8 protein-coding genes are annotated in these 12,832 nt (G+C 73.4%); 4 read left to right on the forward strand and 4 right to left on the reverse strand.

Annotated elements, in window-relative coordinates; translation table 11 throughout:
• The first annotated feature begins 148 nt into the window (after positions 1-148).
• Both ACLIRP_RS16610 and ACLIRP_RS16615 read left to right on the forward strand, forming a co-directional pair.
• Positions 149-3,187, forward strand: a complete 3,039-nt coding sequence (locus tag ACLIRP_RS16610) for a TonB-dependent receptor domain-containing protein (RefSeq protein WP_412061589.1) — start codon at positions 149-151, stop codon at positions 3,185-3,187.
• Positions 3,188-3,221: 34 nt separating this feature from the next.
• Positions 3,222-4,931, forward strand: a complete 1,710-nt coding sequence (locus tag ACLIRP_RS16615; RefSeq protein WP_412061590.1) for a T9SS type A sorting domain-containing protein — start codon at positions 3,222-3,224, stop codon at positions 4,929-4,931.
• A gap of 106 nt (positions 4,932-5,037) precedes the next feature.
• Here the strand turns inward: ACLIRP_RS16615 and ACLIRP_RS16620 are convergent, their stop codons facing one another.
• Together ACLIRP_RS16620 and ACLIRP_RS16625 are read right to left on the reverse strand one after the other, a co-directional pair.
• A complete protein-coding gene (locus ACLIRP_RS16620) occupies positions 5,038-5,445 on the reverse strand; it encodes a DUF805 domain-containing protein (RefSeq protein ID WP_412061591.1) in 408 nt (135 codons plus the stop codon).
• 106 nt (positions 5,446-5,551) lie between these two features.
• A complete protein-coding gene (locus ACLIRP_RS16625) occupies positions 5,552-5,986 on the reverse strand; it encodes a hypothetical protein (protein WP_412061592.1) in 435 nt (144 codons plus the stop codon).
• A 556-nt stretch (positions 5,987-6,542) separates the two neighbouring features.
• Between ACLIRP_RS16625 and purL the strand changes: the two genes are divergently transcribed.
• Entirely contained in the window at positions 6,543-8,924 is a 2,382-nt protein-coding gene (purL, locus tag ACLIRP_RS16630; protein WP_412061593.1) for a phosphoribosylformylglycinamidine synthase subunit PurL, read from the forward strand.
• 74 nt (positions 8,925-8,998) lie between these two features.
• Here the strand turns inward: purL and ACLIRP_RS16635 are convergent, their stop codons facing one another.
• Complete coding sequence (locus tag ACLIRP_RS16635) at positions 8,999-10,189, reverse strand: sensor histidine kinase (RefSeq protein WP_412061594.1); 1,191 nt, start codon at positions 10,187-10,189, stop codon at positions 8,999-9,001.
• A gap of 9 nt (positions 10,190-10,198) precedes the next feature.
• A complete protein-coding gene (locus ACLIRP_RS16640) occupies positions 10,199-12,241 on the reverse strand; it encodes an ATP-binding protein (protein WP_412061595.1) in 2,043 nt (680 codons plus the stop codon).
• Between the two features lie 216 nt (positions 12,242-12,457).
• Here ACLIRP_RS16640 and trxA point away from each other — a divergent pair, with 216 nt between their 5' ends.
• Positions 12,458-12,790 (forward strand): thioredoxin, encoded by a 333-nt coding sequence (gene trxA, locus ACLIRP_RS16645; RefSeq protein ID WP_412061596.1) that lies wholly within the window; start codon positions 12,458-12,460, stop codon positions 12,788-12,790.
• Positions 12,791-12,832: the final 42 nt, after the last annotated feature.

Consider the following 12,832-nt stretch of genomic DNA (forward strand, 5'->3'; position numbering starts at 1 on the left):
GGCCGTGTTCACGCTCGCTTCGCCAGCCTCGAGTGGGCGTAACGCTGCGGTCATGTCCCGGTAAACGCGCCGTAACCCTGGGCCGGTAGTGTGGCCGGCGACGGAGAGAGAACGCCCCCCGTCGCCCCACTCCCACACCCGCCCGTCCATGTCGCTCCCGACTCCCCGCACGTCGCGGGCCCTCCGCTCCGCCGGCCTGCTCGCGGTCCTGCTCGCGCCGCTCGCGGTCGCCGCCCAGACGGGCACCATTTCCGGCACCGTCGTCGACGGCGAGTTCGGCGGCGGCCTCCCCAGCGCCAGCGTCTACGTGGTCGAGCTCGGGACGGGCGACGCGGCCGACATCGACGGGCGCTACGAGGTCCAGCGCGTGCCTGCCGGGACGTACTCGGTCCGCTACTCCTTTACCGGCTACGCCCCCCAACTCGTCGAGAGCGTGACGGTCGCGGCGGGGGAGACCGTCACGCTCAACGTCACGCTGGCGCCGGGCGCCGAGCTGGCCGAGGTGGTCGTCGAGGCCGAGGAGATCCTCGCGACGAACTCCGAGGCCGGGCTGCTCCGCCTGCGCGCCCGGGCGGCCCAGGTGTCCGACGCCATCTCGGCCGAGGCCATCTCGCAGAGCGGCGCGAGCGACGCCGGCGACGCCATGGAGCGCGTGACCGGAGCGAGCGTCGTCGGCGGGCGGTTCGTGTTCGTCCGCGGGCTCGGCGACCGCTACGCCACCACCCAGCTCAACGGGGCCACGCTCCCCACGGCCGACCCCGACCGCCGGGCCGTCCCGTTCGACCTCTTCCCGAGCGGCCTGCTCGAGAACATCGTCACCCTGAAGACCTTCACGCCGGACCAGCCGGGCAGCTTCTCGGGCGGGCTCGTCAACATCTCGACGCGGTCGTTCCCCGAGGCCTTCTCGCTGGCGCTCTCGGCCTCGGGCGGCGGCAACACCGAGACCCAGTTCCGCGGCGACTTTCTGGAGTCGCTCGGCGGCGGCGTCCCGCTCACCGGCGTCGGCGGCGACCGCGCGATCCCGGCCGCGCTCCAGAGCCCGGACGCCCGCCTCCCCACGCCGACCGACGTCCGTTTCGACCCGGCCGGCGCGAGCGCCTTGCGCGACGCTTCGCGCGCGTTCGGGACCTCGTTCGCGCCCGTCTCGGCGGCGCCCCCGGTCAACACGAGCTATGCGGCGTCGCTGGGCAACCGCGTCTCGCTGGCGGGCTACCCTCTCGGGTTCGTGCTCGGCGGGACCTGGGGCCACTCGTCGAGCTACTACGCCGACGGCGTCACGGCCCGGTTCTCGGGCCAGGGGACGGACGTGAGCCCCTTCGCCCCGGACTTCGTCGCCGTCGACACGCGCGGGACCGAGGAGGTGACGTGGGGCGGCATCGCGAACGCGACCTACCAGATCGGCTCGGCGCACGAGCTCGGCGTCAACGCGCTCGTCTCGCGCGCGGCCGAGAGCGAGGCGCGCTTTCTCGAGGGCCCCGCCGCCCAGATCGGGACGTACCTCCAGCAGCGCGTCCAGCAGTACACCGAGCGCCACGTGGCCTCGGGGCAGCTCCGTGGGCGCCACCGCGTGGCCGGGGTCGAGCTGGCGTGGCGCGGGTCGGTCTCCCAGACCGGCCTCGACCAGCCCGACCTGCGCTTTTTCAACAACACGATTGACACGCTCAACGTCGGCCAGGCGACCGAGCGCGTCCGGTTCGGTGTCACCGGGACGAGCATCCCGGACCCCCTCCGCTACTTCCGCACGCTCGACGAGTCGCTGGCGCAGGGCGCCGTCGACCTGACGATTCCGCTCCGAGGGCTCGGGCTGCGGGGCGGCCAACTCAAGGTCGGCGGCGTGGCCGACCGGACGGCGCGCGACGTCACCGAGCGCCGGTTCCAATACGACGTCCGCGTGCCCGCCGGCGACGGGCTCGGCGGCACCTCGGCCGACTCCATCGCCGCCTTTTTCGACCGCACGCTCGGGGCCTACGCCGAGACCACGCTCGCCGATGGCCGCACGCGCGTCCAGTTCACGGGCACGACCCTCTCCGACCAGACCGACCCCGCCAACCAGTACGCCGGCACGCTCGACGTGGCGGCGGGCTACGCCATGGTCGAGCTCCCCGTTGGCGCCCGCTTGCGCGCCATCGTCGGCGCGCGCGTCGAGACGACCGACCTCCGCATCGAGGGCGACGGCGTCGACCTGGGGCGCCAGCGCCTCGACGCCCAGATCGCGGGTGCGACCGGCGCCGCACGCGACTCGCTGACCGCACGGCGCGACGGGCTCGGCGCCATCGACCGCGTCGACGTGCTCCCGTCGCTCAACCTCGTCTACGCCCTGACCGACCGGGTCAACCTGCGCGCCGCCGCCACGCGCACGCTGGCGCGGCCCACGTTCCGCGAGATCGCCCCGTTCGCCGCTCAGGACTTCGGGTTCGGCGAGCTGCTCAGCGGCAACCCCGCCCTCGACCGGACGCTCATCACCAACCTCGACGTACGCTGGGAGTGGTTCGCCCGCCCCGGCGACATCGTCGCCGTCTCGGGCTACACCAAGCGCCTCGACGCGCCCATCGAGCGGGTCATCATCGACGCGAACGGCCAGACCTCGTTCGAGAACGTGGACCGGGCGACGATCTGGGGCGCCGAGGTCGAGGCCCGGACGGCGCTCGCGCCCCTCGCGAGAGCGCTCGCCCACGTCTCCGTCGGCGCGAACGTCACGCTCACGCGGTCGACCATCAGCCGCAGCGCCGGCGAGGTCGCGCTCGGCGCCGACCCGGAGCGCCCGCTCCAGGGCCAGAGCCCGTACCTCGTCAACCTCGACCTCGCCTACGGCGACGGCACGACCTCGGCCGGGCTCTACTTCAACGTCTTCGGCCGCCGCCTCTCGCGCGTCTCGCGCGTCGGCACGCCCGACGTCTACGAGGAGCCCGCGCCCACGCTCGACTTGGTCGCCAGCCGCCGTGTTGCGGATAACTGGTCGCTCAAGCTGTCAGCCAAGAACCTCCTGAACGCCCCGTTCCGCGAGGTCTACGACGTCGACGCCGAGGGGCTCGCGCTCCCGCTCGGCCTCACCGCCCCCCTGTTCCAGCGCTACGACCGCGGCACCTCGGTCTCGCTCGGGCTCTCCTTCAGCCCGCGCCTCGGCGCCGCCCCGCCCGCCATCCCGTCGCCGTCGCAGACGACGCCGACCGTCGGCCTCGATGACTAGTCGATCCGGCCCCCTTCTCCCTTCCCCCCGCCTCATGTCCCGCCTTGCTTCGCTCCTGCTGGCGCTCGCGCTCCTCGCGCCGCTCGCCAGCGCCCAGACCGTCCGCGTGACGGCCGACGTCACCGCCAACACCACCTGGACGGCGGGCAACACCTACCTCCTCGACGGCCTGGTCTTCGTCGCCAGCGGCGCCCGCCTGACCATCGAGGCCGGCACCGTCGTCAAGGGCGTTGAGGCGAGCAACATCACGACCGGCGACGGCGCCAGCGCCCTCGTCGTCCGGCGCGGCGCCCAGCTCGTCGCGGACGGGACGCAGGACGCGCCCGTCATCTTTACCGCCGAGATCGACGACGTCGCCGACCCCTTCGACACGCTGCCGACGGACCGCGGCTTGTGGGGCGGCGTCATCGTGCTCGGCCGAGCGCCGACGAACGCGAACGACGGCGCGGGCAACCGCATCGACGTCCAGGTCGAGGGCATCCCCGCCGAGGAGGACGCGCTCTACGGCGGGTCCGACCCCGACGACTCCTCGGGCTCGCTGACCTTCGTCTCGATCCGCCACGGCGGCTTCTCCATCTCGGGCGTCGAGGGCGACGAGATCAACGGGCTCACGCTCGGCGCCGTCGGCGCGGGCACGACCGTCGAGCACGTCGAGGTGTACGCGAATCTCGACGACTGCTTCGAGTTTTTCGGCGGGACCGTCGAGGCCAAGTACCTCGCCGGCGCCTTCTGCGGCGACGACACCTTCGATTACGACGAGGGCTTCAGCGGGAAGGGGCAGTACTGGTTCTCGCTCCAGGCCGCCGACATCGCCGGCCGCGCCGGCGAGCACGACGGCGGCAACAACTCGCTCGGCGGCGAGGGCTCCTCGCCGTTCTCCATCCCGACGATCTCGAACGTGACCTACATCGGCTCGGGCCAGTCGGCCGCGCCGACGAACGACGACGGCAACAGCCCGGCCGTCTTTTTTCGCGACAACGCCGGCGGCCGGTACTACAACTCGGTCTGGACCGACTTCCCGGCCCAGGCGCTCCGCATCGAGGACCTCGCCAGCGGTGCCGACAGCCGCGAGCGGCTCGACGCCGGCGACCTCGTCGTCGCCAACAGCCTGTTCTGGGCCTTCGGCGCCTACGACGGCACGCTCGCCAGCCTGGTCCAGGAGGGGGCCGACCGCACGCCCGCCTCGGCCGTCGTTCCGGCCCTGACCGCCGCCGGCACGGTCTACACCGACCCCGGCCTGCGCGGCGTCGGCCGCGCGCAGGGCGCCGCCGCCCTCGACCCGCGCCCCGGCCCGGGGACGGCCGCCGCCGCCGGCGCCGACTTCTCGGCCGCGCCGCTCGCGGACGATTTCTTCGACGCCGTCGACTACCGCGGCGCCTTCGCCCCGAGCGGGAGGGGCTGGCTCGCGGGTTGGACGGCCCTCGACAGCGACGGCTTCCTGAACGCCTCGTTCGCCACGGCCACGACGGCCGGCCCCGCCGGCGACCGGCTCGCCCTCGACGCCTTCCCGAACCCCACGCGCGGCGACGCGACCGTCCGGTTCACCCTCGACCGCACCCAGACCGTCCGCATCACGCTCGTGGACGCGCTCGGCCGCCGGGTCGCCGTCGTCGCCGACGGCACCTTCGCCGCGGGCGCGGCGGCCGTCCCGGTCCCGACCGCCGGGCTCGCGCCGGGCGTCTACGTCCTGCGCCTCGACGCCGAGGCGGGCGCGGCCACGCGCACCGTCAGCGTCGTCCGCTAGGCCGCGGGGCCACGGATCTCGGTCGCGCGCCCGTCACGGCCCGCGTCTGAGCTAGAGCGCCGGGCCCCTGTGGGAGGGGCCCGGCGTTCGCCTGTCGGGCCTCCGTCTAGAACGTGTCGAGCACGCTCGCGATGTCCCCTTCGACCGCGTCCTTCGGGTCCGGGCCGTACGCGTTGGGCCCGGCGTCGCCCTCCACGATCATGAAGTAGATCAGCACGAGGCCGACGATGGGGATCAGGGCGATCAGCACCATCCACCCGCTCTTGCCGGTGTCGTGAAGCCGGCGGACGGTGACGGCGACGCTCGGGACCAGCACGGCCAGGGCATACACGACATAGAGCATCCCGACGACGGCGCCCAGCGACTCGGAGATGCTGCCGAGGGCGCCGGCGACCGCAAGGATGCCCAGGTAGACGATCGCGTTGACGAGGAAGAACATCCAGTACTCCTTGCGGCGCGCACGACCGTCGAAGTCGGCGTAGTGGTTTCGGAGAACGTCGAGGTACCAGTCCATGGGGGCAGGGGTGTGAGGGGGCGAGGGGACGCCAATCCCTACGCAGGCCCGCCCTGGCGGAGGTCACGCGCCGACCCACGACCCCGCCCGCCGCTGGCGACCGGGCCTACGGAGCGCCCGTGTTGGGCGGAGCGCTGGCCCCGACGTGCGCCCGGTATGCCGCGAGGTCGCGCGCCGCGTCCTCGTCGCCCAGCGCCGCCGCCCGCGCCAGCCACCGCGCCGCTTGCGCATCGTCCTGGGCGACGCCCTGCCCATCCCGATACGCCGCCGCCATTGCGCTCGTGGCCCCGGGGTGGCCGTCCGCCGCCAGTCGCTCCAGGGTCGGGATCGCTCCGGCCGGGTCGCCCGTCATGGGGTGCTCGTAAAACGCCAGTCGGAATTGGGCATCCGGATCGCCAGCCAGGGCGTCGGCGCGTAGCCGCTCGATCCCCGGCATCGAGTCCGGGTCGAATTCGCCGGGCTCGAAGGTGTAGCTCTCCGTCACCCCGTCGTGGCAACCGGCAGTGACGAGAAGCAGGGCGATGAGCGAGGCGAGGCGCATGGGACTGTCAGACGTGTCCCCTCGATATCGGTCGCCCGCCCGCCCGCCTTAGCCGACTCGCTGGTGCAAGCCCCGCCTACGCCGTCCCCTCTCCCTTCGGGAGAGGGACAACGCGCAGCGTCGGCGAAGCCAGGGTGAGGGTGTCCGCCTGCTTGCGAAAGCCAGACCGCTCGCGCCAGCCGGTCGCCCTCCCCCGACCCCTCCCGTCCGGGAGGGGAGGTCCAGACTGGAGCTTTCTGCTCACCTCGCGGGCGCATCCGTCTCGAGAGAAGGGCCCCACGTACAACGTCCTCTCTCCCCTCGGGAGAGGGACAGTCGAAGGCCAGCGCCAGCCAACGCGCAGCAAGCCTGCCCCCGCGCAGCCTGCCTCCCCGGCTGTCGACGCGAGTCGGCGCGGCGCCTGCGCAAGCTGTCGCAGCGCCTCCTTGGAGCGCCGCGGAGCCGTCTCGGAGAGCCGCGCCCGCTCCGTGCGGGGGCGCCGATCCCGCTCGCGAGCGGGCCGATCCCCCGCCCCGCCCGCCGGTACCTTTCGGCCCCGCCGCCCGACGCCCCCGAGATGACGCCCCAGCCGCCGCCCCACAGCCTGCCCCGGTCCCTCGACGGGGACCCCGAGGTCACCCCCGAGCTCGCGAGAGAGCACGGCCTGACCGACGACGAGTACGCCGTCATCCAAGGCGTCCTCGGCCGCACGCCGACCTACACCGAGCTCGGCGTCTACTCGGTGATGTGGTCCGAGCACTGCTCGTACAAAAACTCCATCGCGCTCCTCAAGACGCTCCCCCGCGACGGCGACAAGCTGCTCGCGGCCGCCGGCGACGAAAACGCCGGGCTGGTCGACATCGGCGGCGGCCTCGCGTGCGCCTTCAAGATCGAGAGCCACAACCACCCGTCCGCCGTCGAGCCCGTCCAAGGCGCCGCGACCGGCGTCGGCGGCATCCAGCGGGACATCTTCACGATGGGCGCCCGCCCCATCGCCAGCCTCAACAGCCTGCGCTTCGGCTCGCTCGACAACCCCCGCGTCCGCTTCTTGTTCGACGGCGTCGTCCGCGGCATCGGCGGCTACGGCAACTCGTTCGGCGTCCCGACCGTCGGCGGCGAGGTCGTCTTCGACCCGGCGTACGAGGGCAACCCGCTCGTCAACGCCATGTCGGTCGGCATCGTCAAGGTCGGCGAGACGGTCTCGGCGACGGCCCAGGGCGTCGGCAACCCGGTCTACATCGTCGGCTCGGCGACCGGCCGCGACGGCATCCACGGCGCCACCTTCGCCTCGGTCGAGATCTCGGAGGACTCCGAGGCCAACCGCCCCAACGTCCAGGTCGGCGACCCGTTCACCGAGAAGCTCCTCCTGGAAGCCACGCTCGAGGCCATCCGCACCGGCGCCGTCGTCGGGATGCAGGACATGGGCGCGGCCGGCATCTCGTGCTCGTCGTCGGAGATGAGCGAGAAGGGCGGCGTCGGCATGGACATCCAGCTCGACAAGACGCCCCAGCGCGAGACGGGCATGACGCCCTACGAGCTGCTGCTCAGCGAAAGTCAGGAGCGGATGCTGGTCGTCGTCGAAAAGGGCCGCGAGCACGAGATCGAGGCCGTCTTCGACAAGTGGGACCTGCACGCCGTCCAGATCGGCGTCGTCACCGACTCGGAGCACGTCCGCGTGTACTGGCACGGCGACCTGGTGATGGACATCCCCGCCGAGTCGCTCGTGTTGGGCGGCGGCGCGCCCGTCTACTACCGCGAGACCTCGCGCCCGACCTACCTCGACGACACCCTCGGCGCCGACCTCGACGCCATCCCCGACGTGACCGCCGACACCGCGGGGGAGGCACTCGTCGCGCTGATGGGCGCGCCCAACATCGCGAGCAAGCGCTGGGTGTTCGAGCAGTACGACACCGAGGTCCGCACCAACACCGTCGCCGGGCCCGGCCCGACCGACGCCGCCGTCGTCCGCCTCAAGGGCACGGCGACGCGCGCGCCCGAGCCGATTCCCGCCCGACCTGCTGGCGTCAAGGGCCCCGTCTCGCCCGGCACCGGCGAGCGTGGGCTCGCGATGGCGACCGACTGCAACGGCCGCTACGTCTACCTCAACCCCCGGCGCGGCGCCCAGATCGCCGTCGCCGAGGCGGCCCGCAACGTCGTCTGCGCCGGCGGCGAGCCGCTCGGCGTCACCAACTGCCTCAACTTCGGCAACCCCTACAAGCCCGAGGTCTACTGGCAGTTCACCGAGGCCGTCGGCGGCATGGGCGACGCGTGCCGCGCCTTCGGCACGCCCGTCACCGGTGGGAACGTGAGCTTCTACAACGAGAACCCCGACGGCGCCATCTTCCCGACGCCCACGATCGGCATGGTCGGGCTCGTCGAGGACGTCGACCGGGACGCCACGACCGCCGCCTTCCGCGCGCCCGGCGACGCCATCCTCCTGGTGTCGCCCGCCGGCTGGTGGCACACCGGCGGCATCGAGGCCTCGGAGTACCTCCACACGCGCCACGACCGCACCGCCGGCGACGCTCCCCACCTCGACCTGGAGGAGGAGAAGACGGTCCACGCGACCGTCCTCGCGGCCATCCGCGCGGGCTTGGTCAAGAGCGCCCACGACTGCGCCGACGGCGGGCTGGCCGTCGCGCTCGCCGAGAGCTGCCTGCACGGCGGGTTCGGCGCCTCGGTCTCGCTCCCGGCGACCGACGCCCGGCTCGACGCCGTCCTGTTCGGCGAGGCCCAGAGCCGCGTCGTCCTGAGCGTCGCGCACGAGCGGACCGCCGAGGTCGAGGCGCTCGCGGCCCGGCACGGCGCCCGCGTCACGACGCTCGGCACCGTCGGCCTGGATCGCCTGGCGATCGCCGTCGGCGGCACGACCGTCGTCGACGAGGCCGTCGTGGATCTCAAGCAGCCCTACGACTCCGCGATCCCCGACGCCATGGGCGAGCCCGTCGCCGCCCTGTAACGCCCCGGCTGGCGCAGGCCGCGCCGGTCTGGGAAGGGAGGTCCGCGCCGCGGGGTCGAGGTGGGCCCTCTGGGCTACGCCATCGCCGTTGCCTCTCGGGGCGCCGGCAGCGTGGCCTCGCCGCGCGGGAGCACGACGCTCACCGCCGTCCCGGCCCGCCAGCGGCTCTCGACCGTGATCGAGCCGCCCATGAGCTGCACGAGGCGGTGCGAGATCGCCAGTCCGAACCCGCGGCCCTCGGCAAAGCCGTCAAAGAGGGTCGGCAGCTGATCCTCGGGGATCCCGATGCCCGTGTCGATGACGCGCAGCGCGACCGCCGACGCGTCGGCGTCGACCTCGATGGTGACGCCGCCAGTCTCGGTAAAGCGGACCGCGTTCCCAACGACGTGCGCCAGGATGCGGCCGAGCGCGTCCGCGTCGAGCGTGGCGCCGACGGCGGCTTGGGCGGCCGACACGTCGAGCGCGATGCCCTTGGCGGCTGCTTGCGCGCGGACTTTGTCGATCGCGGTATCGACCGCCGCGACCACGTCGATGGGGGCGGGGCGCAGGGTCTCGGCGCGCGCATCGAGCGTGGCGAGGTCGAGGACCGAGTCGAGCGTCGCCAGCAGGCGCTGGCCACCGGCCTCGATCGCCTCGACGAGCCCGCGCTGGGGCTCGGCGACCTCGTCGCGCAGGATCTCGGTAAAGCCGACGACCGAGGTGAGCGGCGTCCGGATCTCGTGGCTCATGCTCGCCAGGAACTGGCTGCGGACGCGCGCGGCCTCCTCGGCGTGGTCGCGCGCCTCGATGAGCTGGCGCTCGTCGGCGCGCCGCGCGGTCACATCGCGGCCGACGGAGACCACACGGCGCTGGCCGCCGACCTCGACGACGCGCGAGAGCACGTCGAGCACGACAGGGGCGGTCCCGGGCCCGGCGATGCGCAAGTCGGAGCGCGCGGTGCCGGTGTCGGCGAGCGCCGCGAGGTGTGCGCGGGCGGCGGCGCGGTCGGCCACGGCCACGGCGTCGAGGAGCGCCAGCCCGACCCCGTCGGCGACGCCGAGCGCGGCGCGGCCAGCACGGTTGGCCTCCATCTCCGTCCCGTCGAGCGCGTGGACCAGGGTCACATCTGGGGCCCCCTCGATGAGCGCCCGGCGCTCGGCCTCGGTGGCCGCGATCCGGGCCTGCGCGGCGCGTTGGCGGCGGCGCCCGACGGCCGCGGCGGCCGCCGCGACGGCGGCGCCGACGGCGAGTCCCAGGGCAGCAGCGACGAGAGGCGAGAGCATCATGGGGGAGGGTTAGGCGGGCTGGCCAAGGGTGACGGGGTCGGCGGCGCCGTCGCCGGCGGCGTCGCCGAGCAGCGCACCGTCGGGGGCGTCGGGAGCGGAGGGGCTCTCGATCGGGAGCGCGACCTCGAACAGCGTGCCCTCGCCCTTCTTGCTCCACACCCGGATCTCGCCGCCCATCAGGTCGACGAGCCGCTTGGTGATGGCCAGGCCGAGGCCGGTCCCCTCGAAGTCGCGGCGGTGGCCGTCGGACTCCTGCTTGAACGCCTCGTAGAGCTCCGGCAGGAACTCGTCGGCAATCCCGACGCCGGTGTCCTGCACGCGAATCGCGAAGAACGTCGGCGCGGCGTGGAGCGACACGCGGACCTCACCCTTCTCGGTGAACTTGATGGCGTTGCCGACCAGGTTCGTGAGCACGCGGCCGAGCGCCGACGCCGAGTGGACGGCGGGGACCGACGCCGACGACGACTGGAGGTGCAGCCCCAGCCCCTTCCGCTGCGCGAGCGGCGCCAGCAGGCCGACCGACTCGCGCACGACGAGCGCCGCGTCGATCGGCTCGGGCAGGACAGAGGCGCGCTCGGCGTCGAGCCGGGCGAAGTCGAGGATGTCGTTGAGCGTGTCGAGCAGGCGCTGGCCGCCGCCGTGGATGGTGTCGGCGTACTCGTAGAGGTCCTCGGGGACCTCCTCGCGCAAGATGTCGGCGAAGCCGAGGATGGCCGTCAGCGGCGTCCGGATCTCGTGGCTCATGTTGGCCAGGATCGAGCTCTTGAGGCGGGCGGCCTCCTCGGCCTGCTCCCGCGCCTCCTCGGCCGCCGAGATGGCCGTGAGCAGGCCGTGCTCGTAGTTGCGGCGCTCGGTCACGTTTCGGGCGACGGCCACGAACGTGCTCCGGTCGCGGAGCTGGCGCGTGGCGATCTCGTACGGGACGACCGTGCCGTCGGTCTCGAGCAGCTCCAGGGTGCCCGAGGCGGCGCCCCGGGTCTCGGCCTCGGCCAGGTGCAGCGCCGACTCCTGCTCGTCGGCCGCCAGCTCCGAGAGCCGCACCGGCCGGCCGTCGGCCCGGTCGCCGTTGACGTCGACCCCGAAGGCCTTCTGGGCCGCGCGGTTGGCCTCGACGATCTCGCCGCCCCGGCCGACGTCGAGCACGACGACGGGGTCGGCGGCGGCGTCGAACAGGTGGCCGTAGCGGACCTCGGAGGCGCGCAGCGCCTCGCCCCGGCGCCGGACCTGCCGCCGCAGCATGACCGCCCACAGCAGCGCCACCAGCAGCAGCACGACCGCCCCGATCACGCTGTAGCGGTACTCGGTCGGCGACAGCCCGGACTTGCGGACGTCGGCCTGCACGAGCGGGTACACGACGTAGCCGCCGGTGAACGGCGGCTCGGCGTCGCTCTGGGACGCCACGCCCGTCACGCGGACGTAATCCCCGATCCGGAGCGCGTCGAAGACGACGGGCTCGGGCCGCGCGGCGTAGGAAAAGACTTGGATGAGGTCCGTGCCGCTCAGGATCACGAGCGCCTGCCCGCTCGGCGAGTCGGCGATCTCGAGGACCCGGCCCTCGATCTGGACGATCTCGCCCTCGTGGCCTTCGAGGTCGGGCCCGCGCCGGCCGCGCTCGCGGTCGACGGCGTCGAGCGCGACGGGGACGACCTCGCGCTCGGGCCCGGCGACGGTGCGGACGCTGGGGGCCACCATCTCGGCCGTGCCCGCGCGGAAGCCGAGCGTGCCCGCGACCATCACGCTGTCGCCCGTTAGCACGGCCCCGGCCTCGGGCGGCAAGAACAGGCGGAGACCGCCGGTTCCGTCCTGGATGTAGATCTCGGCGACGTCCGAGCGGAGCACGCCGGTCCCGACCGTCACGCGGCCGGCGACGAGCGCGGGGGCGCCGAGGCGGTCGGGGATGCGGTCGCCGTCGGCGTCGGCCAGGAGCCCGCTGATGGCGTCGATGGACCGGTTCCAGTCGGCGGCCGGCGACGCGTCTTGGGCGGCGGCGGCGGTCGCTAGCAGGCCGAGGCCAACCAGCGCGGCGAGCCGGAGGGGGGAGGGGAGGGTCACGGCAGGAGGGGGGTCCTGCGTTGTATCGTCGGGCCCGGCACGTGGCTATAGCCGCCCCGGCCCCGACTCAGGGATGCCCTGGGCCCCCCCTGCCGCGCCCGCGCCTCCGCGCTAGTTTCGGGCGTCGTAAGACCGTCGCGGCCGGGCCCGTCTGGAGGCCCGAACGAACCCGGTCCCCTGCGGACCGTACATCCCGCCCAACCCCCCAACCCGACTATGTCCACCTACGTCACCGGCACCGACGCCACCTTCGACGAGCTCCTCGCCACCGATCAGCCCGTCCTCGTCGACTTCTGGGCGACGTGGTGCGGCCCCTGCCGCACGATTGCCCCGACCATCGAGGAGCTCGCGGCCGAGTACGACGGCAAGGCCACCATCATCAAGCTCGACGTCGACAACAACCCGCAGACGGCGATGAAGTACGGGATCCGCTCGATCCCCTCGCTCCTGTTCTTCAAGGACGGCCGCCCCGTCGACCAGATGGTCGGGGTCGTCCCCAAGAAGGTGCTCGCCGAGAAGCTCGACACGCTGGCCACGCAGGCCGCGTAGCGACGACGAGAGGACGGGAGGAGAGGACGAGAGGAGGCGGGA

Origin of the sequence: Rubrivirga halophila, assembly GCF_046845755.1 — a bacterium.
Lineage (GTDB): Bacteria > Bacteroidota > Rhodothermia > Rhodothermales > Rubricoccaceae > Rubrivirga.